We start from the raw sequence: 24,678 nt of genomic DNA, 5'->3' as shown, positions 1-24,678 counted from the left end.
CGAACGGCGCGGCGCCCGCCCCTCCGCGGTGGGAGGAGCGGGCGCCGCGTTGGTTTCGTATGCCGCCGGAGCGGCGCGGGTCCGGGCCGTCAGACCGTCAGGGCGCGGTCCGTCGGGCGGATGGGTGCGGGCAGGGAGCTGCCCCCGGTCAGGTAGCGGTCCACGCCGCGTGCCGCGGAGCGGCCCTCGGCGATGGCCCAGACGATGAGCGACTGGCCGCGTCCGGCGTCGCCGGCCACGAAGACGCCGTCGACGTTGGTGGCGTAGTGCTCGTCCCGGGCGATGTTGCCGCGGGCGTCGAGCTCCAGGCCGAACTGCTCGACCATGCCGTTCTCCCGGTCGGTGCCGGTGAAGCCCATGGCGAGCGTGACGAGCTGCGCCGGGATCCTCCGCTCGGTGCCGGGCTTCTGTTCGAGCTTGCCGTCCTTGAACTCGACCTCGGCCATGTGCAGCCACTGGACGTTGCCGTCCTCGTCGCCCTCGAAGTGGGTGGTGGAGACGGAGTAGACCCGCTCGCCGCCCTCCTCGTGCGCGGAGGTGACCTTGTAGAGCATCGGGAACGTCGGCCAGGGCTGGTTCGGCGCCCGGTCCTCGCCCGGCTGCGGCATGATCTCCAGCTGGGTGACGGAGGCCGCGCCCTGGCGGTGGGCGGTGCCGACGCAGTCCGCGCCGGTGTCGCCGCCGCCGATGACGACGACGTGCTTGCCCTCGGCGCTGATCGGGGAGACGGTGAGGTCGCCCTCCTGCACCTTGTTGGCGAGCGGCAGGTACTCCATCGCCTGGTGGATGCCGTTCAGCTCCCGCCCGGGGACGGGCAGGTCGCGGGCGGTGGTGGCGCCGACGGCGATGACGACGGCGTCGTACCGCTTGCGCAGCTTGGCCGCGTTGATGTCCCGGCCAATCTCCATCTCGGTGCGGAAGCGGGTGCCCTCCGCGCGCATCTGCTCGATGCGGCGGTTGATGTGGCGCTTCTCCATCTTGAACTCGGGGATGCCGTAGCGGAGCAGACCGCCGATGCGGTCGGCGCGTTCGAAGACGGCGACGGTGTGGCCGGCCCGGGTGAGCTGCTGGGCGGCGGCCAGGCCGGCCGGGCCGGAGCCGATCACGGCGACGGTCTTGCCGGAGAGCCGCTCGGGGGGCTGCGGGGTGATGTCGCCGCGGTCCCACGCCTTCTCGGCGATGGTGACCTCGACGTTCTTGATGGTCACCGGCGGCTGGTTGATGCCGAGGACGCAGGAGGCCTCGCACGGCGCCGGACACAGCTTCCCGGTGAACTCCGGGAAGTTGTTGGTGGCGTGCAGCCGCTCGCTCGCCGCCGTCCAGTCCTCGCGGTAGACGTAGTCGTTCCACTCGGGGATGAGGTTTCCGAGCGGGCAGCCCTGGTGGCAGAAGGGGATGCCGCAGTCCATGCAGCGGCTGGCCTGCTTGCTGATGATCGGCAGCAGGGAGCCGGGGACGTAGACCTCGTTCCAGTCCTTGACGCGCTCGGGGACGGGGCGGGTCTCGGCGACCTCGCGGCCCGTGGTCAGGAAGCCCTTGGGGTCAGCCATTGATCGCCGCCTCCATCATCTTCTCGTGGGTCTCGGACTCGGAGAGTCCCGCTCGCTCGGCGGCGTCCTTGGCGGCGAGCACGGCCTTGTAGGTGGCGGGGACGACCTTGCCGAAGCGGGGCAGGGCCGCGTCCCAGTCGTCGAGCAGGGCCCGGGCGACGGTGGAGCCGGTCTCCTCGTGGTGGCGCCGCACGACGTCGTGCAGCCAGCGCGCGTCGTCGGCGTCGAGCGCCGCGACGGCGGACACGAGGTCCGGGTTGACGTTGTCCTTGTCCAGGTCGATGACGTACGCGACGCCGCCGGACATGCCGGCCGCGAAGTTGCGCCCGGTCTCGCCGAGGACGACCGCGTGGCCGCCGGTCATGTACTCGCAGCCGTGGTCGCCCACGCCCTCCGAGACGACCGTGGCGCCGGAGTTGCGGACGCAGAAGCGCTCGCCGACCCGGCCGCGGAGGAAGATCTCGCCGCCGGTCGCGCCGTAGGCGATGGTGTTGCCCGCGATGGTCGAGTACTCGGCGAGGTGGTCGGCGCCGCGGTCCGGGCGGACGACGAGCCGGCCGCCGGAGAGGCCCTTGCCGACGTAGTCGTTGGCGTCGCCCTCCAGCCGCAGGGTGACGCCGCGCGGCACGAAGGCGCCGAAGGACTGGCCGGCGGAGCCGGTGAAGGTGATGTCGATGGTGTCGTCCGGCAGTCCGGCGCCGCCGAACCGCTTGGTCACCTCGTGGCCGAGCATGGTGCCCACGGTCCGGTTGATGTTGCGGATCGCGAGCCGTGCCCGGACCGGCTGGGCCTTCTCGGCGCTGTCCGCGGCGAGGGCGTCGGACGCGAGCTTGATCAGCTCGTTGTCGAGGGCCTTGCCCAGGCCGTGGTCCTGCTCGATCACCTGGTGCCGGGCGGCACCGGCCGGCAGGTCCGGGACGTGGAGCAGCGGCTCCAGGTCGAGGCCCTGCGCCTTCCAGTGGCCGACGGCCCGGGAGGTGTCCAGCAGCTCGGCGTGGCCGACCGCCTCCTCCAGGGTGCGGAAGCCCAGCTCGGCGAGGAGCTCGCGGACCTCCTCGGCGATGAACTGGAAGTAGTTGACGACGTATTCGGCCTTGCCGTTGAACCGCTCGCGCAGCACCGGGTTCTGGGTGGCGATGCCGACCGGGCAGGTGTCCAGGTGGCAGACGCGCATCATGACGCAGCCGGAGACGACGAGCGGCGCGGTGGCGAAGCCGAACTCCTCGGCGCCGAGGAGCGCGGCGACGACCACGTCGCGGCCGGTCTTCAGCTGGCCGTCGGTCTGCACGACGATGCGGTCGCGCAACCCGTTGAGCAGCAGGGTCTGCTGGGTCTCGGCGAGGCCGAGCTCCCAGGGGCCGCCCGCGTGCTTGAGGGAGGTGAGCGGCGAGGCGCCGGTGCCGCCGTCGTGGCCGGAGATCAGCACCACGTCGGCGTGGGCCTTGGAGACGCCGGCGGCGACGGTGCCGACGCCGACCTCGGAGACCAGCTTGACGTGAATGCGCGCCCGGGGGTTGGCGTTCTTCAGGTCGTGGATGAGCTGGGCGAGGTCCTCGATCGAGTAGATGTCGTGGTGCGGCGGCGGGGAGATCAGGCCGACGCCCGGGGTGGAGTGCCGGGTCCTGGCGACCCACGGGTAGACCTTGTGGCCGGGCAGCTGGCCGCCCTCGCCGGGCTTGGCGCCCTGCGCCATCTTGATCTGGATGTCGTCGGAGTTGACGAGGTACTCGCTGGTGACGCCGAAGCGGCCGGAGGCGACCTGCTTGATCGACGAGCGGCGGGCCGGGTCGTAGAGCCGGTCCGGGTCCTCGCCGCCCTCACCGGTGTTGGACTTGCCGCCGAGCTGGTTCATGGCGATGGCGAGGGTCTCGTGCGCCTCCTGGGAGATGGAGCCGTACGACATGGCGCCGGTGGAGAAGCGCTTGACGATCTCCGAGGCGGGCTCGACCTCCTCGATCGGGATCGAGGGGCGGCCGGACTTGAAGGAGAACAGGCCGCGGAGCGTCATCAGCCGCTCGGACTGCTCGTCGACCCGCCGGGTGTACTGCTTGAAGATGTCGTAGCGGCGGGTGCGCGTGGAGTGCTGCAGCCGGAAGACCGTCTCCGGGTCGAAGAGGTGCGGCTCGCCCTCGCGGCGCCACTGGTACTCGCCGCCGATGTCGAGGGCGCGGTGGGCCGCGGCGATGCCGGAGACGGGGTACGCCTTGGCGTGCCGGGCGGCGACCTCCTGGGCGATCACGTCCAGGTCGGCACCGCCGATCTTGGTGGTGGTGCCGTGGAAGTACTTCTCGACGAAGGACTCGTCCAGGCCGACGGCCTCGAAGACCTGTGCGCCGCGGTAGGAGGCGACGGTGGAGATGCCCATCTTGGACATGACCTTGAGGACGCCCTTGCCGAGCGCCTTGATCAGGTTGCGGATGGCGGTCTCGGGCTCGACACCGGGCAGGAAGGTGCCGGCGCGGACCAGGTCCTCGACCGACTCCATCGCCAGGTACGGGTTGACGGCGGCGGCGCCGTAGCCGATCAGCAGGGCGACGTGGTGGACCTCGCGGACATCGCCGGCCTCGACCAGCAGGCCCGCCTGGGTGCGCTGCTTGGTGCGGATGAGGTGGTGGTGGACCGCGGAGGTGAGCAGCAGCGAGGGGATCGGCGCGTGCTCGGCGTCGGAGTGCCGGTCGGAGAGGACGATCAGCCGGGCGCCGTCCTCGATGGCGGAGGCGGCCTCGGCGCAGATCTCGTCGATCCGCGCGGCCAGCGCCTCGCCGCCGCCGCTCACCCGGTAGAGACCGGAGAGGGTGACGGCCTTGAAGCCGGGCAGGTCGCCGTCGGCGTTGATGTGGACGAGCTTGGCCAGCTCGTCGTTGTCGATCACCGGGAACGGCAGGGTGACGCTGCGGCAGGACGCGGCGGTCGGCTCCAGCAGGTTGCCCTGCGGGCCGAGGGAGGAGAGCAGCGAGGTGACGAGCTCCTCGCGGATGGCGTCCAGCGGCGGGTTGGTGACCTGCGCGAAGAGCTGGGTGAAGTAGTCGAAGATCAGCCGGGGCCGGTCGGACAGGGCGGCGATGGGCGAGTCGGTGCCCATGGAGCCGATGGGCTCGGCGCCGGTCTTGGCCATCGGGGCGAGGAGGATGCGCAGCTCCTCCTCGGTGTAGCCGAAGGTCTGCTGGCGGCGGATGACCGAGGCGTGGGTGTGCGCGACGTGCTCGCGCTCCGGCAGGTCGGCCAGGTCGATCAGGCCGGTCTCCAGCCACTCCTGGTAGGGCTGCTCGGCGGCGAGCCCGGCCTTGATCTCGTCGTCCTCGATGATGCGGTGCTCGGCGGTGTCCACCAGGAACATGCGGCCGGGCTGGAGGCGGCCCTTGCGGACGACCTTGGCCGGGTCGACGTCGACGACGCCGACCTCGGAGGAGAGCACGACGAGGCCGTCGTCGGTGACCCAGTAGCGGCCCGGGCGCAGACCGTTGCGGTCGAGAACGGCGCCGACCTGGGTGCCGTCGGTGAAGGTGACGCAGGCGGGGCCGTCCCAGGGCTCCATCATCGTCGCGTGGTACTGGTAGAACGCGCGGCGGGCCGGGTCCATCGAGGTGTGGTTCTCCCACGCCTCCGGGATCATCATCAGCACGCTGTGCGGAAGCGAACGGCCGCCGAGGTGCAGCAGCTCCAGGACCTCGTCGAAGGAGGCGGAGTCGGAGGCGTCGGGGGTGCAGACCGGGAAGACGCGCTCGGCGGCCTTCTCGCCGAACAGGCCGCTGGCGAGCTGCGACTCGCGCGCCCGCATCCAGTTGCGGTTGCCCTTGACGGTGTTGATCTCGCCGTTGTGCGCGACGAACCGGTAGGGGTGGGCGAGCGGCCAGCTCGGGAAGGTGTTGGTGGAGAACCGGGAGTGGACCAGCGCGATCGCGGTGGCGAAGGTGCGGTCGGAGAGGTCCGGGAAGAACGGCTCCAGCTGCCCGGTGGTGAGCATGCCCTTGTAGACGATCGTCCGGGCGGAGAGCGACGGGAAGTAGACCCCGGCCTCGCGCTCGGCGCGCTTGCGGAGCAGGAACGCCTTGCGGTCCAGGGCCAGCCCGGTGTTCTCGCCGTCGGCCACGAAGAGCTGGGCGAAGTCCGGCATGGTGGCGCGGGCGCCGGCGCCGAGCATCTGCGGGGCGACGGGCACCTCGCGCCAGCCGAGCACGGTCAGGCCCTCGTCGGCGGCGATGGCCTCGACGCGGCCGGCGGCCTCGCTGTCACCGGCGGGGAGGAAGGCGATGCCGACGGCGTAGGCGCCGGCCTCGGGGAGTTCGAAGGAGACGTTCTCGCGGAGGAAGGCGTCCGGGATCTGGAGGAGGATGCCCGCGCCGTCGCCCGAGTCGGGCTCGGAGCCGGTGGCGCCGCGGTGTTCCAGATTGCGCAGCACGGTGAGGGCCTGCTCGACCATGTCGTGGCTCGCCTCGCCGGTGAGGGTGGCCACAAAGCCGACGCCGCAGGCGTCGTGCTCGTTGCGCGGGTCGTACATGCCCTGCTGGTCGGGGCGTCCGGCCAGGGGCGACCAGGCGGTGTTCCCACCGCTGGCCGCGGAGTGGTCGGACAGCAGGCGCGGCGTGCGCATCGGCTCTCCCGTCGTCGTCGTGGCAGTGTCAGTGCCGAGGGACGACGTTGGCCCTCTGCGAATTTCGTGCAGGTTACATGATGACCGCTGTCCCGCAAGGCGAAAACGGCGTTCCATCATGCGGACACCACCAGCTCAGAGCGGTGGCGGGGGGAGCGACAGGAGCGTTCGGCCCTCGTCTTCTCCGGCGCCGGACGGGCGGCACTGCCCGTAGCGCTTCCGGCTCATGCCCAGCCGGGCACCGATCGAAACCCGCAAGTAACCAACTGGTTTCCCGGCCGGGAGGAAGCACCGGCCGGCGTGGCCGGTCCCCCTAGCTTACGGCCGTTCCGATGAGGGAGCCCAGGCCGTATGTCACAGCGGCGGCCGCTCCCCCCAGGATGAACTGCCGGAGGCCGCTGTACCACCAGGAGCGGGCCGTGACTCTCGCCACCAGGCTGCCGCAGAGGAACAGCCCGGCCAGGGCGAGAAGCACCGCCGGCCACAGCTGCTCAGCCCCCAGCAGATACGGCAGCACGGGAAGAACGGCACCCGCCGCGAAGGCCCCGAAGGAGGAGACGGCGGCGATCGCCGGCGAGGGCAGGTCGCCGGGATCGACCCCGAGCTCCTCCCGGACGTGGATCTCCAGGGCCAGCTCGGGATCCCGGGAGAGCTGCTCGGCGACCTGCCGGGCCAGCTTCGGCTCCACGCCGCGCGATGCGTAGAGCTCCGCGAGCTCCCGCTCCTCCTCCGCCGGGTTCTTCCGTATCTCCTCGCGCTCGACCTCCAGCTCGGCCAGCACCAGCTCACGCTGCGAGGCGACCGAGGTGTACTCGCCGGCGGCCATGGAGAAGGCTCCCGCGGCGAGGCCGGCCATCCCGGTGATCACGATGGTCTGCGAGGCGACGTTGCTGCCCGCGACACCCGTGATCAGGGCCAGGTTGGACACCAGGCCGTCCATCGCGCCGAAGACCGCGGGGCGGAGCCAGCCGCCGTTGACGTCGCGGTGGGTGTGGTTGTCCCGGTGCGCGTCGTGCGGCTTGTCCTCGGCCTCGGTGAAATCCCCGGCGAGGTTGTCGGCGGCGGCGCTGCTGCTGGCCATGGGTGTGGTGCTCCCTTCCCCGGGACAGCCCGTCGGCTCCCCCTGGCTGCGAAGGTACGCGCGATGCCCAGGCGCCGCCAGCAAGGAAGGCCGAACTTACCTCTCTGACCTGCGGTTTCACTTCCGGGCGGTGGAGCGGGCAGACGGAACGGCGGCGGTCCCCCATGGGGCCGCCGCCGTCCGCGGGCGTGTCCGTGATCTCCGTCTCAGAGCTTCTTGGTGGTGCCCGCCCCGGAGTCCGCGGTGCCGTCACCGTCACCCGGGCCGTCCGGAACGGCCGTGCCGCCGCCGGACACCGCCGGTTCGCCGGACCCGGTGGGGGCGTCGCCGCTCTCCGCGTTCCCCGTCGCCCCGGCGGCCCCGGCACCCTTGCCGGGCTCGCCGTCCTTTCCGGGCCCGCCGTCCTTCTCGCCGTCCCGCCCGGCGTCGGCGGCCTCGGCCGCGCGGGCCTCCTCCGCCGCCGGTTCCACCACGGTCTCCCGGCCGGGGCGCAGCCGGGAGGAGACGATCATGTAGGTGACCGCCCCGAGGAAGACGATCATCGAGGTCCAGACGTTGAGGCGCAGGCCGAGCACATGGTTGGCCTCGTCGATCCGCAGGTACTCGATCCAGCCGCGGCCCACGGTGTACGCGGCGACATACAGCGCGAAGGCCCGCCCGTGACCGAGCTTGAAGCGGCGGTCCGCCCAGATCACCAGCAGGGCGACGCCGACGCACCACAGCGATTCGTAGAGGAACGTGGGGTGGTAGAGCCCGGGTTCGGGGCCTTTGTCGATCTTCAGGGCCCAGGGCAGATCGGTGGCCCTGCCGTACAGCTCCTGGTTGAACCAGTTGCCCCAGCGGCCGATGGCCTGGGCGACCGCGATACCGGGCGCGACCGCGTCCGCGTAGGCCGGGAGCGGGACGCCGCGGCGCCGGGCCCCGATCCACGCACCGACGGCGCCGAGGGCGATGGCGCCCCAGATGCCGAGCCCGCCCTCCCAGATCTTGAAGGCGTCGACCCAGTTGCCCTCCTCACCGAAGTACGGCTCGTACGTGGTGAAGATGTGGTAGAGACGGCCGCCGACGAGACCGAACGGCACGGCCCAGACGGCGATGTCGGCCACCGTGCCGGGCAGGCCGCCGCGGGCGACCCAGCGCCGGCCTCCGATCCAGACGGCGGCGAAGACGCCGATGAGGATGCTGAACGCGTAGCCGCGCAGCGGGATCGGACCGAGTTCGATCACGCCGGTCGACGGGCTGGGAATGTATGCGAGGTCCATGGCGGACCCGACGCTACCGTGCCGGGCGGGGGACCGGGCAACCCGCCCGGCAACGGCTCCATAACGGGCCGCACCGGGCGTGGCCCCGCGCCCCCCTCCTCCCCGCGCTCGCCCGTGGCCGGACGGTCACGGGGGACCGGCCGGGCGGGCGCCCGGCGGGCACCCGACCCGGAGACCGGGCTGAGGAAACGGGCGTCAGGAGAGGACCCGGGCCGGGTCGGCCACCACCACGACCAGCAGGACGACGAAGACCAGGCCGGCCACCACGCCCGACCAGCGCTGCCCGCGGGCCTGCGGCCGGGCGGGCGCGGTCCGCCACCCCTCCGGCTGCCGGGGCACGGCCTGCCTCCCCCGGCGGCGCCACCGTCGGAGGGTGCCCTGGCGCCGGGCGGCCGCCTCGTCCTCCCGGCGCAGCCGTTCGGTCACCATGCGGGCACGCGCCGACGGCTCCCTGGGCGCCCGGGCCCGCGCGGGCCCGGCGCTCTCCTCGACGAACCGCGCCCACTCCTCCTCGGATATCGCGGGCAGATCGGGCTCGTCCGCGGCCCGGCCGGTGGCGGGCGGCTCTGCGGTCACGGTCCTCACATCTCCTGGGGTCGCACGGGGCGGCCGGGCGGGACGCACGGCGGCCCGGCCGGTGACGGGGTGTGGGGGTGATACCAGGGTAATCCAGCGGGCCGACAGCGGCCGAGAGCCGGGACGGAGTCGGAACGGCGGAACGGGGAGGCGTACGCCTCCCCGTTCCGCTCCCCCGCTGATCCGGGCGGTCAGGCCCCGCGGCTCACGCCCTTCGCCAACTGCCCTGCCAGCGACCGGACTCCGTCCAACCCGCTCTCCAGGTCCGGCGCGTCCAGCAGCCGTTTGACGAAGGCCGAGCCGACGATCACCCCGTCGGCGAACGCCGCGACCTCGGCCGCCTGCTCCGGGTTGGAGACGCCGAGCCCGACGCAGACGGGCAGTCCGGTGGTGGCCCGGGTGCGGCGCACCAGGTCCTGCGCCTGCTCGCCGACGGACTCGCGGGTGCCGGTGACCCCCATCAGGGAGGCCGCGTAGACGAAGCCGCTGCCGACCGCCGTGATCTTCGCCAGCCGCTCGTCCCGGCTGCTGGGCGCGACGACGAAGACCGTGGCCAGGCCGTGCCGCGCGGCGGCCTCGCGCCACACCGCGGACTCCTCGACGGGGAGGTCGGGCAGGATGCAGCCCGCTCCCCCGGCCTCGGCCAGATCGGCGGCGAACCGCTCGACGCCGTACTGGTCGACCGGGTTCCAGTACGTCATGCAGAGCACCGGCGCCCCGGTCGCGGCGTGCACCTCGGCCACCGTGCGGATCACGTCGGTGATGCGCAGCCCGGCCCGCAGGGCGATGTCGTCGGCGGTCTGGATGACCGGCCCGTCCAGCACCGGGTCGCTGTGCGGCAGCCCGACCTCGACCACGTCGCAGCCGCCCTCGACCATCGCCGTGACGGCCCGCACCCCGCCGTCCACGGTCGGGAAACCGGCGGGCAGGTAGCCGACCAGCGCGGCCCGGCCCTCCCCCTTGGCCTTGGCCAGGACGGATTCCAGGAGTTCCAGGTTGCCCGCCATCACTCGGCCTCGATCTCGTCGCTCGGGTCGTACAGCTTGAAGTAGCGCGCGGCGGTCTCCATGTCCTTGTCGCCGCGGCCGGAGAGATTGACCAGCACCAGCCCGTCCGGGCCCAGTTCGCGGCCGAGGACGAGGGCGCCGGCCAGCGCGTGCGCGCTCTCGATGGCCGGGATGATGCCCTCGGTCTCCGACAGCAGCCGCAGTGCCTGCATCGCCTCGTCGTCGGTGACCGCGCGGTACTCGGCGCGGCCGGTGTCCTTGAGGTAGGCGTGCTCGGGGCCGACGCCCGGGTAGTCGAGCCCGGCGGAGATCGAGTACGGCTCGGTGATCTGGCCGTCCTCGTCCTGGAGGACGTAGCTGCGGGAGCCGTGCAGGATGCCGGAGGTGCCCTCGGTGAGGGTCGCCGCGTGCTCGCCGGTCTCCACGCCGTGCCCGGCGGGCTCGAAACCGACGAGCCGGACGGCCTCGTCGGGGATGAACGCGTGGAACAGGCCGATGGCGTTGGAGCCGCCGCCCACGCAGGCCGCCACCGCGTCCGGGAGCCGGCCGGCGCGCTCCAGGATCTGCCGGCGCGCCTCGACGCCGATCACCCGGTGGAAGTCCCGGACCAGGGCGGGGAACGGGTGCGGTCCGGCGACCGTGCCGAAGAGGTAGTGGGTGCGGTCGACGTTGGCCACCCAGTCGCGGAACGCCTCGTTGATGGCGTCCTTCAGGGTGCGGCTGCCGGACTTGACGGCGATGACCTCGGCGCCGAGCATCCGCATCCGCGCCACGTTGAGCGCCTGCCGCTGGGTGTCGACCTCGCCCATGTAGATGGTGCATTCGAGGCCGAAGAGGGCGCAGGCGGTGGCCGTCGCGACCCCGTGCTGCCCGGCGCCGGTCTCGGCGATGACGCGGGTCTTGCCCATGCGGCGGGTCAGCAGCGCCTGCCCCAGCACATTGTTGATCTTGTGGGAGCCGGTGTGGTTGAGATCCTCCCGCTTGAGGAAGACCCGGGCGCCACCGGCGTGTTCGGCGAACCGCCGGACCTCGGTGAGGGCGCTGGGGCGGCCGGTGTAGTTGACGAGCAGTTCGTCCAGCTCGGCGGCGAAGGCCGGGTCGGCCTTCGCCTTGGCGTACTCGGCGGCCACCTCGTCGACCGCGGCGACCAGCGCCTCGGGGATGAACTTGCCGCCGAACGCGCCGAAGTAGCCCTCGGGGCTGGGGACCAGACCCTCGGGGTCCGGGATGAAGAAGTCGGAGGACATCTGCGGTACTCCTCGTGCCGGGGCGCGAGGCCCCGGGTGGTGGGGTGGTGAAGTGAACGGTCCCTGGGGAGAGCCTCGCGTACGCCCGGCCGGCCTCCGGTGGTGCGGCCACCGCCCGGGCCGGCGCGGGACACCGCCGCGGGACGGCGACGCCGGAGCCCGGGCCCGGACAGGTCCGGCATGCGGTGTTGTCCGGGCGCGGGCAGAGGCGCAGGCGCAGACACAGGGCCGCGGCCCGGGCTTCGCGAGCCGAGGGCACGAGCCGGAGAAGCCGATGGCACCCGTCCGGTGGCCGGACCGCCTGCGGCAGGCGCGGTGTCAGCCGGTGTCAGCCGGTGTCAGCCGGTGTCAGCCGGTGTCAGCCGGTGTCAGCCGGTGTCAGCCAACCGTACGCGTGGCCACGGCATGCCATCGCATGCCGTTGATCTGCCCCGGCTCGCTGCCGATGTGGTAGCGCACCCGCCGCCCCCGCACCCGCCGCGCGGGCGCGCGGCAGCCCCGCGGCCGGCAGCCGCGGGCGAGCCGTGCGTACGGGGAACGGGCCATCGGGACGCCTCAGCCGCGCCCGTGCCGCAGGGCCGGGTGCGCGCCGGCCGCCACCAGGTCGGCCACCGCCGTCCTGGGGTCGCGGCCGGTGACCAGCGACTCCCCGACGAGCACGGCGTCCGCGCCCTCGTTGGCGTACGCGATCAGATCGTGCGGTCCGCGCACGCCCGACTCCGCGATCTTGACGATGTGGTCGGGGATCCCCGGGGCGATCCGCCCGAAGTTGGCCCGGTCCACCTCCAGCGTCTTGAGGTTCCGCGCGTTGACGCCGATGACACGGGCGCCGGCGACGACGGCCCGCTCGACCTCCTCCTCGTCGTGCACTTCGACGAGCGGCGTCAGGCCGATCGACTCGGCGCGCTCGATGAGCGACACCAGGGCCGCCTGGTCCAGGGCCGCGACGATGAGCAGGGCGAGGTCGGCGCCGTGGGCACGGGCCTCCCAGAGCTGGTAGGAGGTGACGATGAAGTCCTTGCGCAGCACGGGGATGTCGACCCGGGCGCGGACGGCCTCCAGGTCCGCGAGCGAGCCGCCGAACTTCCGCTCCTCGGTCAGCACGCTGATGACGGCCGCGCCGCCCGCCTCGTAGTCGGCGGCGAGCCCGGCCGGGTCGGCGATCGCGGCCAGCGCGCCCTTGGACGGGCTGGAGCGCTTGACCTCGCAGATGACCTTGACGCTGTCACCGCGGAGCGCCGCGGCCCCGTCCTTGGCCGGAGGGGTCCTGGCCGCCCGCTCCTTGAGCTCGTCGAGGCTCACGCGTGCCTGCCGCTCCGCGAGGTCGGCACGGACTCCCTCGATGATCTCGTCGAGCACACTCACGGGAGCGGCCCCCTTCCGGGACGGTGGTGGAGCGATCGCGGCCGTCCGGTGCCCGCCGGGCACCGCCCGCCCACGACTGCGCGAGACTCTGCGATGGTATCCGGCCGGGCGCACACCGTTCACATCCGGGCGCCCGGGGTCCCGACACGTGGACATACCCGGTGCTACCGGTTCCGGTTCTACGGTGCCAGGCCCGCGCCGAGCGACAGGTTCCGGACAACCGTGAACGCCGTGACGAGCACCCCCGCGGCCCACCACGCCGGACGGCTCCGCACGAACCGCGCGGCGCGCCCGGCCGGCGCGGGGCGGGTGGCGCGCCCGTGCCGGGCGGCGGTGCGTACGGCGCATACGGCCCAGAGCGCCCAGACGACGGCCGCCGCGGCCACGGCCAGGACGACCAGCGCGTTGGCGCCGAAGGCGGCGGCCGGATCACCCCGCACCAGGGCGTGGGTGCTGCGGAGGCCGCCGCAGCCCGGGCACAGGAGGCCGGTCGTGTGGAAGAGCGGGCACACCGGGTAGCGCCCCGGTACCCCGGGGTCCACGGCCCCGACCCAGCCGAGGGCGGCCGCACCGGCGGCGAGCGCTCCCGCGGGTGCGGCCAGGGCCCTCACGCGGGACGGAAGGAGCCGCCCGGCACGGCCGGCCCGGTGACGGTCGCCGCCGGGCGGAGGCGGGGACGGAGACGCGGGAGGCGGGGCGGGCACGGTGCGGGGTGCGCGGGTTCGTCGCTCACAGGGCCGAGTCTCTCCGCGTACGCGGAAAGGCGCAGCCCCGGGCCCTCGTACGCCGTCCATACGGCCGTACGGGCCACGGGGCCGCGCCTTCACGGTCCCGCCCCGGCTCGCGGGGGCGCCGTGCGCCCGCGGGTCAGTGCTGCGGCTGCCGCTTCTGCGGCTCGCGCGTGGCGTCCTGGCCCAGGCCGGCCTTCTTCATCATCCAGCCGACGATCCCGCCCAGGAAGACGAGGGCGATACCCACCCAGAAGCCCACGGGGCTGGCCATCACGGTGAAGGCGCTGGCCACGCAGAAACCGATGAAGGCGATGATGACGCCGGTCCAGGCGGCCGGGGTGTGTCCGTGGTCGGTGCCCGCCATGAGTTCTCCTCGTTGCTCTGTGTGCGCCTGGCTCGGGCGCGGTGAACGCTCGGCGTCCATTGTTCCCGACGGGCTGTGACACCGACGCGCCGGGGTGCCGTCCCGGAGCGTCGGAACGGCGGGCCGCCGCGCAGGTCGGGCGGGGTCCGGGGGTGGTCTCAGCGGTCGCGGGTCGGGTCCTCGCCCCGGTCCAGGGCGCGCCACATCTCCTCGGGGCGCTCCGGGCCGGGCGCGGCGGCGCCGCGGCGCGGGACGCCGGACGGGCGCTCGTACCGGCCGGACATGGCGGGCCAGCGGTGGCCGTGGCGCAGGGCGAGCAGTCCGGCGAGCAGGAGGAGCAGTCCGGCCGCGGTGGAGACCAGCGGCCAGGGGGTGTGGGTGACGTTCTCCACACCGGCGCCGACCAGCCCGGTGGCCCGGGCCGCCTCGGCCTCCAGTGCTCCGGTGTCGGCTCGGCCGTACAGGGAGCCGGCGGCGGTGCCCGCGCCGCTGAGCGCCAGCAGCGCGGCGACGGCGGCCCGCCCGGCGCGGCGCACGGCGAACACGGCGACCAGCGCGGCGAGCCCGACGACGGCCAGCGCGGCGGGCACGCCGGTGACGTCGCGGCCTTCGGCGGTAACCCGCAGCGCCCCCTGGGCGGCGGTGGTCGTGGCCTCGGACCAGGTCTGTCCGCCGGCGACCAGGGCGAGGGCGGCGCCCGCGGCACCGAGTGCGAGCGCGGCGGCGAGACTGCGCCGGCCGGCGCCGCCGGACGTGTCCCCGGCGTCGGCCGTGTCCCGCGCACCGGCCGTGTCTCCTGTGCCGGAGGCGGCGCCGGTGCCGGCGGCGGGACCGGGCGCCGGATCGGCCCCGGCCGGCCGGGGGTGGCCGGATGCGGAGTGCTGGGGTTCGCGGTGCTCGGGTTCGGGACGGCTGCGCGGCTCGGGTACGGGACTCACCACTCCACTATGGCCCGTCCCGCCCCGCCGCCCGAACCCGGGGCGGGGTCGCCTCCGGGCCGGGCGGATCGCGGGGACGCGGCGGGGCCGGAGGGCCGGGGCCGGGGACCGGACCCGAGCGGTCCGCCGCGGCCGCTACCGCAGCCGCGACGCCATCCGTACCGCGCGCAGCACTGCGGCCGCCTTGTTGCGGCACTCCGTGTCCTCGGAGACCGGGTCGGAGTCGGCCACCACCCCGGCCCCCGCCTGCACATACGCGGTGCCGTCGCGCAGCAGGGCCGTGCGGATGGCGATGGCGGTGTCGGAGTCGCCCGCGAAGTCGAGGTAGCCGACGCAGCCCCCGTACAGGCCCCGCCGGGTCGGCTCCAGTTCCTCGATGATCTGGAGGGCGCGTGGCTTGGGGGCGCCCGAGAGGGTGCCGGCCGGGAAGCAGGCGGTGAGCACGTCGAAGGCGGTGCGGCCCTCGGCGAGACGGCCGGTGACGGTGGACACGATGTGCATGACGTGGCTGTAGCGCTCCACCGACATGAAGTCGACGACCTCCACGCTGCCCGGCTCGCAGACCCGGCCGAGGTCGTTCCGCCCGAGGTCGACCAGCATCAGGTGCTCGGCGCGCTCCTTGGGGTCGGCCAGCAGTTCCTCGGCGAGGGAGGCGTCCTCCTGCGGGGTGGCGCCGCGCGGCCGGGTGCCCGCGATGGGGTGCAGCATGGCGCGCCCGTCCTCGACCTTGACCAGCGCCTCGGGGCTGGAGCCGACGACGTCGAAGCCGTCGAGCCGCAGAAGGTACATGTACGGGCTGGGGTTGGTGGCGCGCAGCACCCGGTAGACGTCGAGGGCGGAGGCCGGGCAGGGCGTCTCGAACCGCTGGGACGGAACGACCTGGAACGCCTCACCGGCCCGGATGCGTTCCTTGATGTCCTCGACGGCCTCCCGGTACGCGGCGCCGCCCCAGTGCTGGGTGAACTCGGGCAGTTCGGAGGGCGGCAGGGCGGCGGCTCCGCCGGGCAGGGGCCGGGCGAGGTCGGCGGTCATCGCGTCGAGGCGGGCCACGGCGTCCGCGTAGGCCTCGTCGACGCCGGTATCGAGGTCGTTGTGGTTGATCGCGTTGGCGATGAGCAGGACGGTGCCGTCCCAGTGGTCGAGCACGGCCAGGTCGGAGGTGAGCAGCATGGTCAGCTCGGGCAGGCCGAGGTCGTCACGGGTGCTGTCGCCGATCTTCTCCAGGCGGCGCACGATGTCGTAGCCGAGATAGCCGACCATGCCGCCGGTGAAGGGCGGCAGGCCGAGGAGGTCACCCAGGTCGCGCGGGGTGTGCAGGGTGTCGACGGTGGCGCGCAGGGCCTCCAGCGGATCGCCGCCGGTGGGGACGCCGACGGGCGGCGTGCCGAGCCAGTGCGCCTCGCCGTCGCGGACGGTGAGGGTGGCGTCGCTGCGGACACCGACGAAGGAGTAGCGCGACCAGGAGCGGCCGTTCTCCGCCGACTCCAGGAGGAACGTGCCGGGGCGTTCGGCCGCGAGCTTGCGGTACAGGCCGACCGGGGTGTCCCCGTCGGCGAGCAGTCTGCGGCTGACGGGGATGACGCGGCGGTCGGCCGCCAGCTTGCGGAAGGTCGTGAGATCCATCGTGGCGGCGCCGGTACTCATGGGCCCGGATCCTAGTGTGCGCGGCGGCTGCCACCGGGTGCGTTCCACGATGCGGCCCGCCGGGGCCCCGGCGGCGGACCGGAGGCGCCGGGTCCGGGCCGAGGGGTCCGGTTCAGGCGGTGCGGCCGGTTCAGGGCGAGGAGCCCGGTTCAGGCCGAGGCCGCCGGGCCGAGCGGCAGTTCCTGCGCGTCGAAGCAGGTGCGGTCACCGGTGTGGCAGGCGGCGCCCACCTGGTCGACCCGGACGAGCACGGTGTCGCCGTCGCAGTCGAGCGCCACGGACTTGACGTGCTGGACGTGCCCCGAGGTGTCGCCCTTCACCCAGTACTCGCCGCGGCTGCGGCTCCAGTAGGTGCAGCGGCCGGTGGTGAGGGTCCGATGCAGGGCCTCGTCGTCCATCCAGCCCAGCATCAGCACCTCGCCGGTGTCGTACTGCTGGGCGACGGCGGGGACGAGCCCGTCGGCGTTCCGCTTGAGCCGTGCGGCGATGGCGGGGTCGAGGCCGGAGGAGCCGGCCGGACCGGAGGAGCCGGTGCGGTCGCTGGAGTCGCTGGACATGGGCGCCATTGTGCCGCCGCGGCGGTGGCCTCGTGAAATCGGCCGCACGGCGGGGGCGGCACGCCGCACCGGAGGAGAGGCACGGCCGCGCCCGCGGCGCCCGCTCCCGCACGTCCGCGCCGGCCGGGAGCTTGCAGGGAGCCGCCGCACGCGCACGGTCCGCCGGCTCACCCGGCGCCCGCGCAGCGGCGGATCCAGCCGCGAGCGCCCCGGTCTCGGGGTCTCCCCGGGCCGCCCCGAGACCGGCCCCGAACCCGGTCCGGGTTCTCCCCCACTGTCCCCGGAACCACCGCGCGGCATCATGGCCGCTCACCCGGGACGGTCGTAGGGTGGCGGTATGTCGACCCATGCGAAGCGTGAACGCCTGCTCCTGGCCGATCTGTTGGAGAACGCGGGCCCGGGGGCCCCGACCCTGTGCGGCGACTGGACCACCCGCGACCTCGCCGTGCACCTGGTGGTGCGCGAGCGGCGCCCCGACGCGGCCGCGGGCATGTTCGTCAAGCCGCTCGCGGCGCGGCTGGACCGGGTGGCCGCCGAGTTCGGCGCGAAGCCGTACGAGGAGCTGATCCAGCTCGTCCGCACCGGCCCGCCCCGGATGTCGCCGTTCACCCTCAAGCAGATCGACGAGGCCGCCAACACCGTCGAGTTCTATGTGCACGCCGAGGACATCCGCCGCGCCCAGCCCGACTGGACGCCGCGCGAGCTGGACCCCGTGCTGGCCGACGCCCTGTGGTCCCGCATCGAGAAGGCCGCCCGGATGATGGGCCGCAAGTCGCCGGTCGGCCTGGTGCTGCGCCGCCCGGACGGCCGCACGGCCGTCGCCCACCGCGGCACCCCGGTGGTCACCGTCACCGGCGAGCCGGGCGAACTGCTCCTCTTCCTCTACGGCCGCCAGGAGCAGGCGCGTGTGGAGACGGAGGGCGACAAGGACGCCGTCGCCAAGGCGTACGCGGCCAAGCTGGGCATCTGACGCGGCTGACGCGGGCGGCGGACGTCCCCCGGGCGTGGTGAGGGGCCCGGCCCCCGCCGTTCCACTCGGCGGCGGAGAGGCGACGGAGCCGGCGGAACACGTCGGGGGACGAGGAGCCGGAGGGGCCTGGGCCCATCGCCGCGCCCGGAGCCCCGCCGGATCCGGGACGGCGGCCGCCCACGACCCCGTCACCCCGTACAGCCCCGACCGCCCCGACAGTCCCGACAGTCCCGACCGCCCCGACGGCCGCAACAGCCCCTGCCGGCGCAGGGCTTCGCGGTGAGTGAACCCGCCCGCGGGCCACGTCCGGCGCCACTACCGTCACCGCCATGACGCAGCGAGTCGCCGTACTGTCCGACATCCACGGGGTGCTGCCCGCCCTGGAAGCCGTGCTCGCCGAACCCGCCGTCCGGTCCGCCGACCGGATCGTGCTCACCGGCGACCTGGCCGCCGGGCCGCAGCCCGTCGAGACGCTGGACCTGCTGGACACGCTCGGCGACCGGGCGCTGTGGATCCGGGGCAACGCGGACCGGGAGCTGGTGGAGGGCGCGCCGGCCGGCGTCCCGGTCTCCGTCTGGGCGGCCGAGCGGCTCCGCCCCGAGCAGGCCGAACGGCTCGCGGGTCTGCCGCTCACCGCCGAACTGGACGTGGACGGCCTCGGCCGCGTGCTGTTCTGCCACGGCACCCCGCGCGACGACGCGGAGATCGTCCTCGCCGACTCGTCCGGCGGCCGCTGGGCCGAGGTTCTGGCCGGTGTGGACGCCGGGGTCGAGGTGATCGTCTGCGGCAACACGCACATGCCGTTCGCCCGCCTCGTCCACGGGCGTCTGGTCGTCAACCCGGGCAGCGTCGGCATGCCGTACGGCCGCCGGGGCGCCCACTGGGCCCTGCTCGGCCCGGGCGTCGAGCTGCGCCGCACCCCGTACGACTACGCGGCCGCCTGCGCGCGGATTGCCGCCGAGTCGGCCTTCCCGGACGCCGCCGCCTGGGCGGACGAGTACGTCCATGCCCGCAACTCCGCGGAGGACGCGCTCGCGGTCTTCGGGCGCATGGAGGGCCGCCGCCCGGCGCCCGGGGACTCCGGCCTGTCCTGAACAGCTTCGCGACCGGGCGCGGTTGGCCAGGACCCCGGCCCTCCGTCCCGCGGGCACCGGGGACCCGCGCCTCACCCGCGCCCGGGCCCCCTGTCCGGCCGGGGTCCCGCCGGGCCCAGTGCGCGGTACCGGCTGCTCCCCCGCCGGGGCTTCCGCCCCCGGACCCCGGGGCGTGCTGACCCGCTCCCGGGCCGTGCCGGAGCCGGGCCCACCTCGAACGGAGGTGGATTCCACGGCAGTTGCCTACGCTCACACACATGACTGCCACGACCGACACCGCCGACGGCACCAACGGAGCCTCTTCGCGGGCCGAGACCTTCCGCGCCCTCCACCACGACCGGGCGCCCTCCGCTCCGCTCGTCCTCCCCGGCCCGTGGGACGCCGTCAGCGCCCGCGCCTTCGAGGCCGCGGGTTTCCCGGCCCTGGCCACACCCAGCGCGGGCATCTCGGCGGCCCTCGGTTATCCGGACGGCGGCGGCACTCCGCCGGAGGAGATGTTCGCGGCGATCGCGCGGATCGTCCGTTCCGTCTCGATCCCCGTCTCGGCGGACGTCGAGGACGGCTACGGGCTGCCGCCCCGCGAACTGGTCGAACGGCTGCTGGAGGCCGGGGCGGTGGGCTGCAACCTGGAGGACTCCGGCCCGGCGGACCACCAGCTGGCCGACCCGCGCTGGCACGCGGACTGGCTCGCGGAGGTCCGGGCCGCGGCGGGCGGCAGCCTGTTCGTCAACGCCCGTGTCGACACCTTCCTCCGCGGTGTGCCGGACGCCGGGGCGGCGATCGAACGCGGCCGCCTCTACCGCGAGGCGGGCGCGGACTGCGTCTACCCGATCCTCGCCCCGCCGGAGCTGCTGCCCGGACTCGCCGCCGGCATCGGCGGCCCGCTCAACGCGCTCGCGCGCCCCGGCGGCCCCACTCCGCGCGAACTCGGCGAACTGGGCGCCACCCGCGTCACGTTCGGCGGCGGCCTGCAGAGCCGCATCGCGGAGGAGATCCAGGGCCTCGCGCGGGAGCTGCGGGACGGCTGATCCGGAGCCCGACCCGGCCGCCGACGGCATGGCAGGCGTACTCGCTCGCCGAGGAACCGTCGGCCGCGTGGCCTGTACGCGTCGTCCGGACGACGGTGTGACACCGGCCCGATCCCGCCGGTGTCACGCCTCGGGAGATCTCTCCGCAGGCTCCCGGTGCGTCGCCTTCTGCTGCGTACGCCGTCGTCTGCGGCCGATCACGAAGTTCAGCGGGACCAGTGTGAGCCAGGACCACATGGCCGCCGCCGGAGAGACGAAAGCCAGCGGCACGGCGGCACCGAAGACCACGGCGGTGACCCCCGAGTCCACGGCGAGCCGCTGTCTCCTGACCCTCGGGCCCCCGTCGGCCGGTCCGGCGGGGCCCCGGGCGGTCTCGCTGCGGCGGACGGCGGCCACCAAGGCTGTATGAACGGCATTGATGGCCGCCACCGTGCCCGAGTAGACCGCCACGGCCACTGCCTGGTCGGTGTACTCGGCAAGCAGGGACGTCGGGAACGGCAGCAGAGCCACCAGAGCGAGTCCCAGCAGCGTCAGACCGAGGACCGCGCCGTCCGGCGCAGGCGCGGCGCCGAGAATGCTGCGGTGATCGCGCCAGAACTGGGCGATGACGGTGAAGCTGAGCGCATACGCGGCGATGTTCGGCAGCACATCACTCAGCTCCTTGTGGAAGTCCGCGCTGTCCAGCCCCGCCGGCACGGAGATGTCCAGCACCAGAAGCGTCATCGCGATGGCGAAGACCCCGTCCGACAGAGCCTCCACTCTCTGGGCCCCGCCGGCCCGAGCGGTACCACCGCTTCCACCGAGGGAGCCCTTCCCGCCACGGTGTGGCCCGGTGTTCGTCACATCAGCCGATCCTCGCCCGTTTCTTCCCCAGCGGCATCCGGGACGGCGCCGTCCGGACCAGTACGCCCGCGCCCGCCCGGGCTCAGTCCGGGTGCGCGTACAGGGGTGCTTCCGGCCCCCTGACGGTCCGCCGTCCAAGACGACCTGCGCTGCTGCCTTCTTGCACGGCTCGGCAACCTTCCGCGATGCGCACGCGTGCGATCCCCCGCTGACGCGGGCGCCGAATCACCGGCAAGCGTGAACGCCCGCAAACATTGACCGTTGAAGTGGACCTGTTCGCCGTCGCCGCCCATCATCTCGACGATCCGCATCCCGGCCGTCACAGCTCGACCGGCGGCTCGTTCGCCGCGTCCGTCCCGGAGACGCACGGAGGACGGGGTCGGGTCAGCAGCCGCTCCTCCAGGACCGTCGCGTAGATCGCGGCGGTCGTGGACGCCGGGTGAAAAGGGGGCCAGATGCCCCGGCGGTAGGAGAAGCGGTGGCCGCGGAAGGTGACGGCGGCCACCGCGCAGACGGCGCGGACGGCGCCCTCCGCGTCCCGGTCATCCGTCAGGTATTCGACGTCCAGTGACTCCAGCCGCGCGCCCCGGCAGACCGGGAAGTCCTCCAGGGCGGGGCGGGCGGCCCGCAGGAACGCTTCCGCGTAGCGCTGCGGGCTGCCGTGCCGAACCCGTTCTCCTCCGGTCATCTCTCCATCATGCGTCGCGTCCGCCGTTCCGGGTTCGCGTCATCCCTCGCTGTTGTCGATGCTCCAGGCCCGGAACGCGCCCTTCGCGATGCGCGCCATGAGCGTCTGGAAGTCCGCCTTGACGGCCTGCGGGGTCTTGTCCTGCGGGAACAGCGGGGCGATGCCCTGGCGGTCCGGCGGCAGGCCGTTCACCAGCCGCTGCTTGTAGGCGTTGTAGACCGTCGCGATGTCGCGGCGCACCGCCTCACCCTCCCGGTTGGTGAAGACGGGAAGCCCGCGCTTGCGGTCGTCGTTGGTGGCGGCGATGGAGGCGACGTCCATCAGGAAGCAGTCGAGCAGGTCCGTGACGTCCTGCTCCCTGGCCCCCTGGACCCGGGTCTCCGCGTCCCGCAGCAGCATCTGCGCCATCTCCAGGGCCACGTCACGGTAGACGGTGTAGCGGGGGCTGCCCGGGATGGCGCCGAGCACGTGGTCGGCCTGCTTGGCGTTGGCCGAGTTCATCGAGACGAACCCGTCGGGCCCGCCCCTGTCCTCGCTCTCCAGACCGGGCACGGGGAAGGGCATGTCCCGGAAGCTCTTCTCCTCCCGTGCCATGTTCGGCATGCTCTCCGCGAGCGGGTGGATGCCGAACTCGTGGCAGAGCATTCCGGCTATGTAGCCGATGTCGTAGTTCTCGAAGTAGTAGGAGGCGAGGTTGACGAACACGCCCTCCTCCCCCTTGTCGATCACGTCGGCGGGGGTCTCCGTCGTGCGCTTCTCCAGCGTGATCGAGCAGTCGCGCTCCCCGAGGTAACTCCTGATCATGCTGTGTCCCGCGAGGAGCTGAAGGAGCCGGCCGGCTTTCTCCATGTACTCCGGGTACTTGAGGGCCACGTTGGTGAACGCGATCCTGCCCTGCGCCAGTTTCATCCGCTGGACCGCCGGTGCCGAACGCTGCACCGGACCCGCTGCCCCCGCGCCGCCCGTACCGTCCGCGCCGGCCGGTTCCGGGCCGCTCCTCCGCTCCGCCGGACCCGACATCACCCGCGTCGCGTTGGCCTCCGCCTCGCGTTCGAACCGGTCCGAGGGATCCGACACCCTCACGCCCGCGCCGTTGTCGGTGCCCGCGACCGGACCCTGCCGCTGCTGGATGACATGCGTCAGCTCATGGGCGAGGGTGTGCTTGTCGGTGCCGCCGTCGCCGATGACGACATGGCTGCCGGAGGTGTAGGCACGGGCACCGACTTCGGCGGCGGACGCCTTCGCGGCGCTGTCGTTGTGGACCCGGACGTCGGAGAAATCCGCGTCCAGCCGGGTCTCCATCTCGGCGCGGGTGGCGTCGTCAAGGGGCCGCCCGGGGGCACGCAGCACGTCATGGACGGCCGAGCGCTGCACCTGGGGCTGCTCGGGCCGGTGGCCGCAGCCGTCGCCGTGCTGGTGCCGTTCCTGCTCCGTGAGGTGCCCGGCCCGGCGGAGCATCTGCACGACGGCCGCGTTCCCCGCGGCGGCCTGCAGCGCGGGCAGGCTGCGGGAGGGCATGTCACCTCCGGCCGCGGGAGTACGCGCCGGTGCGCGCCGCTCCTGGTCGCCGGACGGTCGGGCATGGGCGTGGACGTGCACGGCGCCCCTCTTCCTGTGATCGGATCCAACGCCCTCTGAATACGCAGGACATGATCATCGGGTCCAGGTACCGAAGGGAAGAGTTCCCTGCCCTTCCGGGTGGAAAGGGGCGCCCTGCCGTGACCGCTGCACTGTTCGGACCGGTCATCGTGCACCCGGGGCTGTCCGGCCGGACCTTTCCCGCCTGCCTTCTCCTGTGTAGAGAAGTGAGGACGCCCAGACGAAAGGTCCTCATGCACGCGAAGAAGCAGCCGGAGAAGGACGCCGCTCAACGGCGGGCGGCGAGCCCGCCGGAGCAGGCGGCCGTGGTGGCGCAGCCTGTCGCCGGCAGCACGTCACCGCAGACGATCGCGGCTTTACAGCGCAGTGCCGGAAACGCGGGCGTCGTGCAGATGCTCCGTCAGGCCGGGCACCTCCCGGAGCAGGAACGGCACCAGCACGGCGCCGGCTGCGGCCACGGGGCCGAGCAGCCGGAGGTGCAGCGGTCCCCGGTGCACGACGTGCTGCGTTCGGCCGGGCGGCCGCTGGACGAGCCGCTCCGCAACGAGATGGAGACCAGGCTGGGCGCCGACTTCTCCGATGTCAGGGTGCACACCGACGCGGTGGCCCAGCGCTCCACGGCCGAGCTCGGCGCCAAGGCCTGGACCTCGGGCAACGACATCGCCATCGGTCCGGACGGCGCCGATCCCCACACGCTCGCGCACGAGCTCACCCATGTGATACAGCAGCGCTCGGGGTCGGTGGACGGCACGACCGGGCCCGGCGGGGTGCGGGTGTCCGACCCGGGCGACCGGTTCGAGCGGGCGGCCGAGGCCAACGCGTCACGCGTGATGTCCGCCCCGCTCCCCGACGTCCAGCGCGCACCGGAGGATGCGCGGCAGGCCCCGGCCGACGCCGGCATCCCCGTGCAGCTCGCCCGGCACGCCACCGGGCCGACGGAGCGGGACCCGGACAGCGACAACTACGACTCGGACGACGACAACTTCAGCACCAGGTTCGAGTCACAGCTGCCGCAGCCCACGCCCGAGTCCACGGTGGCGAGTCTGGTGGAGCAGCAGTCCGACCAGCACGTCATCCTCTGGCGCGGCACCTCACTGTCACGGGCCGAGGCCATGGAGTCGAACGGCAGCGCGGGGGGCGGGTCTGCCAGCGCGAGCACCACCGCTCCGGACCGGGCCGCGAGCCAATCCCAGATCGGTTACGGCGGTCAGCTGCCGGAGTTCACCACGCGCCCCGGCACCGCCGAGGGCTTCAGCCACAAGCAGGCGCTGGTGGTCATCTCCATCGCGGCGAAGTACCTGTCCAGGGGCAGCTCGAACGAGCAGGGCTGGATCGCGCTCCCCTCCGCGCCGCTCACGGTGCTCCATCTGGTGGACCGGACACGCGGACAGCAGTCGGGGCGCACGGCGAACGCGTCCTGAGCCCCGTGCCCGAACAGCGGTGCGGGCGGCCGCGTCCCGTGCCGCGGTCCAACAACGCCCGGAGCGGCACGGCGGACCCGGTACAGCGGACCGGGGCCTGCCCGGCATGGCTGCTACCAGTC

The 24,678-nt window shown here is 73.6% G+C and carries 21 protein-coding genes; 4 read left to right on the top strand and 17 right to left on the bottom strand.

The features are described from left to right. Nucleotides 1-89: 89 nt before the first annotated feature. From E4N63_RS25040 to hisI, 14 genes are all read right to left on the bottom strand, one after another. Nucleotides 90-1,550 (bottom strand): glutamate synthase subunit beta, encoded by a 1,461-nt coding sequence (locus tag E4N63_RS25040; protein ID WP_230241743.1) that lies wholly within the window; start codon nt 1,548-1,550, stop codon nt 90-92. Then, a complete protein-coding gene (gene gltB, locus E4N63_RS25035; RefSeq protein ID WP_230241742.1) occupies nt 1,543-6,141 on the bottom strand; it encodes a glutamate synthase large subunit in 4,599 nt (1,532 codons plus the stop codon). The genes E4N63_RS25040 and gltB overlap by 8 nt, the downstream gene beginning before the upstream one ends. A 313-nt stretch (nt 6,142-6,454) precedes the next feature. Then, the gene (locus E4N63_RS25030; RefSeq protein WP_125623921.1) at nt 6,455-7,222 is read right to left on the bottom strand and encodes a VIT1/CCC1 transporter family protein; all 768 of its coding nucleotides are present in this window, start codon (nt 7,220-7,222) and stop codon (nt 6,455-6,457) included. Nucleotides 7,223-7,428: 206 nt separating this feature from the next. Further along, a complete protein-coding gene (gene lgt, locus E4N63_RS25025) occupies nt 7,429-8,484 on the bottom strand; it encodes a prolipoprotein diacylglyceryl transferase (RefSeq protein ID WP_125623922.1) in 1,056 nt (351 codons plus the stop codon). Between the two features lie 195 nt (nt 8,485-8,679). Then, a complete protein-coding gene (locus tag E4N63_RS25020) occupies nt 8,680-9,060 on the bottom strand; it encodes a hypothetical protein (protein ID WP_230241741.1) in 381 nt (126 codons plus the stop codon). 191 nt (nt 9,061-9,251) lie between these two features. Beyond that, nucleotides 9,252-10,067: a tryptophan synthase subunit alpha gene (gene trpA / locus E4N63_RS25015; protein WP_043463215.1), complete on the bottom strand. Its 816-nt coding sequence runs from the start codon at nt 10,065-10,067 to the stop codon at nt 9,252-9,254. Then, nucleotides 10,067-11,314: a tryptophan synthase subunit beta gene (gene trpB, locus E4N63_RS25010; protein WP_125623924.1), complete on the bottom strand. Its 1,248-nt coding sequence runs from the start codon at nt 11,312-11,314 to the stop codon at nt 10,067-10,069. The genes trpA and trpB overlap by 1 nt, the downstream gene beginning before the upstream one ends. A 378-nt stretch (nt 11,315-11,692) precedes the next feature. Beyond that, nucleotides 11,693-11,860: a tryptophan biosynthesis modulator TrpM gene (gene trpM, locus E4N63_RS31600; RefSeq protein ID WP_374112832.1), complete on the bottom strand. Its 168-nt coding sequence runs from the start codon at nt 11,858-11,860 to the stop codon at nt 11,693-11,695. Nucleotides 11,861-11,869: 9 nt separating this feature from the next. Continuing rightward, entirely contained in the window at nt 11,870-12,679 is an 810-nt protein-coding gene (trpC, locus tag E4N63_RS25005) for an indole-3-glycerol phosphate synthase TrpC (RefSeq protein ID WP_125623925.1), read from the bottom strand. A gap of 179 nt (nt 12,680-12,858) precedes the next feature. Next, nucleotides 12,859-13,290, bottom strand: a complete 432-nt coding sequence (locus tag E4N63_RS25000; RefSeq protein ID WP_308188742.1) for a DUF2752 domain-containing protein — start codon at nt 13,288-13,290, stop codon at nt 12,859-12,861. Between the two features lie 256 nt (nt 13,291-13,546). Then, complete coding sequence (locus E4N63_RS24995; RefSeq protein WP_019706500.1) at nt 13,547-13,774, bottom strand: HGxxPAAW family protein; 228 nt, start codon at nt 13,772-13,774, stop codon at nt 13,547-13,549. A 158-nt stretch (nt 13,775-13,932) separates the two neighbouring features. After that, nucleotides 13,933-14,712 carry a TIGR02234 family membrane protein gene (locus E4N63_RS24990; protein WP_125623927.1) on the bottom strand — a complete coding sequence of 260 codons (780 nt, stop codon included), beginning with the start codon at nt 14,710-14,712 and terminating at the stop codon, nt 13,933-13,935. A 135-nt stretch (nt 14,713-14,847) separates the two neighbouring features. Further along, a complete protein-coding gene (locus E4N63_RS24985) occupies nt 14,848-16,356 on the bottom strand; it encodes an anthranilate synthase component I (protein WP_125623928.1) in 1,509 nt (502 codons plus the stop codon). A gap of 149 nt (nt 16,357-16,505) precedes the next feature. Then, nucleotides 16,506-16,913 (bottom strand): phosphoribosyl-AMP cyclohydrolase, encoded by a 408-nt coding sequence (hisI, locus tag E4N63_RS24980; RefSeq protein ID WP_230241739.1) that lies wholly within the window; start codon nt 16,911-16,913, stop codon nt 16,506-16,508. A gap of 337 nt (nt 16,914-17,250) precedes the next feature. Here hisI and E4N63_RS24975 point away from each other — a divergent pair, with 337 nt between their 5' ends. From E4N63_RS24975 to E4N63_RS24965, 3 genes are all read left to right on the top strand, one after another. Further along, nucleotides 17,251-17,883 (top strand): TIGR03085 family metal-binding protein, encoded by a 633-nt coding sequence (locus E4N63_RS24975; RefSeq protein ID WP_230241738.1) that lies wholly within the window; start codon nt 17,251-17,253, stop codon nt 17,881-17,883. A 329-nt stretch (nt 17,884-18,212) separates the two neighbouring features. After that, nucleotides 18,213-18,977: a metallophosphoesterase gene (locus E4N63_RS24970; RefSeq protein ID WP_125623931.1), complete on the top strand. Its 765-nt coding sequence runs from the start codon at nt 18,213-18,215 to the stop codon at nt 18,975-18,977. Between the two features lie 257 nt (nt 18,978-19,234). Next, the gene (locus E4N63_RS24965) at nt 19,235-20,005 is read left to right on the top strand and encodes an isocitrate lyase/phosphoenolpyruvate mutase family protein (protein ID WP_230241737.1); all 771 of its coding nucleotides are present in this window, start codon (nt 19,235-19,237) and stop codon (nt 20,003-20,005) included. A 123-nt stretch (nt 20,006-20,128) separates the two neighbouring features. Here E4N63_RS24965 and E4N63_RS24960 read toward each other — a convergent pair whose 3' ends face one another. From E4N63_RS24960 to E4N63_RS24950, 3 genes are all read right to left on the bottom strand, one after another. Further along, entirely contained in the window at nt 20,129-20,764 is a 636-nt protein-coding gene (locus tag E4N63_RS24960; protein ID WP_230241736.1) for a TMEM175 family protein, read from the bottom strand. Between the two features lie 403 nt (nt 20,765-21,167). Then, entirely contained in the window at nt 21,168-21,536 is a 369-nt protein-coding gene (locus E4N63_RS24955) for a hypothetical protein (RefSeq protein ID WP_230241735.1), read from the bottom strand. 39 nt (nt 21,537-21,575) lie between these two features. Beyond that, nucleotides 21,576-23,054: a DUF4157 domain-containing protein gene (locus E4N63_RS24950; RefSeq protein WP_230241734.1), complete on the bottom strand. Its 1,479-nt coding sequence runs from the start codon at nt 23,052-23,054 to the stop codon at nt 21,576-21,578. Between the two features lie 314 nt (nt 23,055-23,368). Here E4N63_RS24950 and E4N63_RS24945 point away from each other — a divergent pair, with 314 nt between their 5' ends. Then, a complete protein-coding gene (locus E4N63_RS24945) occupies nt 23,369-24,556 on the top strand; it encodes a DUF4157 domain-containing protein (protein WP_230241733.1) in 1,188 nt (395 codons plus the stop codon). Nucleotides 24,557-24,678 lie beyond the last annotated feature (122 nt).

Source organism: Streptomyces sp. MNU89 (assembly GCF_020982505.1).
GTDB classification, from domain to species: Bacteria; Actinomycetota; Actinomycetes; order Streptomycetales; family Streptomycetaceae; genus Streptomyces; species Streptomyces xinghaiensis.
Note: the sequence above shows the minus strand (reverse complement) of the source record. Positions and strands in the feature narration are given on the sequence as shown.

What these genes read in the sequence shown, in the direction of transcription:
- E4N63_RS25040 (WP_230241743.1), bottom strand. Translation starts at nt 1,550, where the DNA reads ATGGCTGACCCCAAGGGCTTCCTGACCACGGGCCGCGAGGTCGCCGAG.
- gltB (WP_230241742.1), bottom strand. Translation starts at nt 6,141, where the DNA reads ATGCGCACGCCGCGCCTGCTGTCCGACCACTCCGCGGCCAGCGGTGGG.
- E4N63_RS25030 (WP_125623921.1), bottom strand. Translation starts at nt 7,222, where the DNA reads ATGGCCAGCAGCAGCGCCGCCGCCGACAACCTCGCCGGGGATTTCACC.
- lgt (WP_125623922.1), bottom strand. Translation starts at nt 8,484, where the DNA reads ATGGACCTCGCATACATTCCCAGCCCGTCGACCGGCGTGATCGAACTC.
- trpA (WP_043463215.1), bottom strand. Translation starts at nt 10,067, where the DNA reads ATGGCGGGCAACCTGGAACTCCTGGAATCCGTCCTGGCCAAGGCCAAG.
- trpB (WP_125623924.1), bottom strand. Translation starts at nt 11,314, where the DNA reads ATGTCCTCCGACTTCTTCATCCCGGACCCCGAGGGTCTGGTCCCCAGC.
- trpM (WP_374112832.1), bottom strand. Translation starts at nt 11,860, where the DNA reads ATGGCCCGTTCCCCGTACGCACGGCTCGCCCGCGGCTGCCGGCCGCGG.
- E4N63_RS24995 (WP_019706500.1), bottom strand. Translation starts at nt 13,774, where the DNA reads ATGGCGGGCACCGACCACGGACACACCCCGGCCGCCTGGACCGGCGTC.
- E4N63_RS24985 (WP_125623928.1), bottom strand. Translation starts at nt 16,356, where the DNA reads ATGAGTACCGGCGCCGCCACGATGGATCTCACGACCTTCCGCAAGCTG.
- hisI (WP_230241739.1), bottom strand. Translation starts at nt 16,913, where the DNA reads ATGTCCAGCGACTCCAGCGACCGCACCGGCTCCTCCGGTCCGGCCGGC.
- E4N63_RS24975 (WP_230241738.1), top strand. Translation starts at nt 17,251, where the DNA reads ATGTCGACCCATGCGAAGCGTGAACGCCTGCTCCTGGCCGATCTGTTG.
- E4N63_RS24970 (WP_125623931.1), top strand. Translation starts at nt 18,213, where the DNA reads ATGACGCAGCGAGTCGCCGTACTGTCCGACATCCACGGGGTGCTGCCC.
- E4N63_RS24965 (WP_230241737.1), top strand. Translation starts at nt 19,235, where the DNA reads ATGACTGCCACGACCGACACCGCCGACGGCACCAACGGAGCCTCTTCG.
- E4N63_RS24955 (WP_230241735.1), bottom strand. Translation starts at nt 21,536, where the DNA reads ATGACCGGAGGAGAACGGGTTCGGCACGGCAGCCCGCAGCGCTACGCG.
- E4N63_RS24950 (WP_230241734.1), bottom strand. Translation starts at nt 23,054, where the DNA reads ATGCCCTCCCGCAGCCTGCCCGCGCTGCAGGCCGCCGCGGGGAACGCG.
- E4N63_RS24945 (WP_230241733.1), top strand. Translation starts at nt 23,369, where the DNA reads ATGCACGCGAAGAAGCAGCCGGAGAAGGACGCCGCTCAACGGCGGGCG.